Genomic DNA, 389 nt, shown 5'->3' with positions numbered 1-389 from the left:
CGCTGGCCGTGCAGGCTGTCCTGGCTGGCGATGATGCGGCCGGTGGCGTCGTAGTGCAGCAACTGGCGGTGTTGCGCGGCGGGTTGCTGGTCGAGTTTGCCGATCAGGTGGTCGGCGGGGTCGTACTCGAAGTGCTTTTGCACCGGCGCCGGCAAGGAGGGCTGGCTGCTGTGGCGGCGTTGGCGGGCGCGCAGGCGGCCGCTGCGGTCGTATTCGCTGCGGGTGCTGATCTGCCCCTGGGTGCGCAGCACTTCGCGGTGCAGGCGGTCGCGCTCGAAGTCGCTGATGACCTGGCCGTCGAGGTTGATCTGGTGCAGGTGGCCGCTGCCGTAGTACAGGCGATTGACCCAGCGGCCATCGGGCAGTTGGGTCTGGATCAGGTTGCCGAG

General features: G+C 68.6%; 1 protein-coding gene. It reads right to left on the bottom strand.

Features of this window, described 5'->3' with window-relative positions; genetic code table 11:
- Positions 1–389 (bottom strand): hypothetical protein (locus tag ACLEJR_RS27070; RefSeq protein ID WP_440817770.1); only part of this gene is annotated, 389 nt, incomplete at both ends.

It is taken from the genome of Pseudomonas sp. SMN5 (assembly GCF_052041925.1).
Classification (GTDB): domain Bacteria; phylum Pseudomonadota; class Gammaproteobacteria; order Pseudomonadales; family Pseudomonadaceae; genus Aquipseudomonas.
Note: the sequence above shows the minus strand (reverse complement) of the source record. Positions and strands in the feature narration are given on the sequence as shown.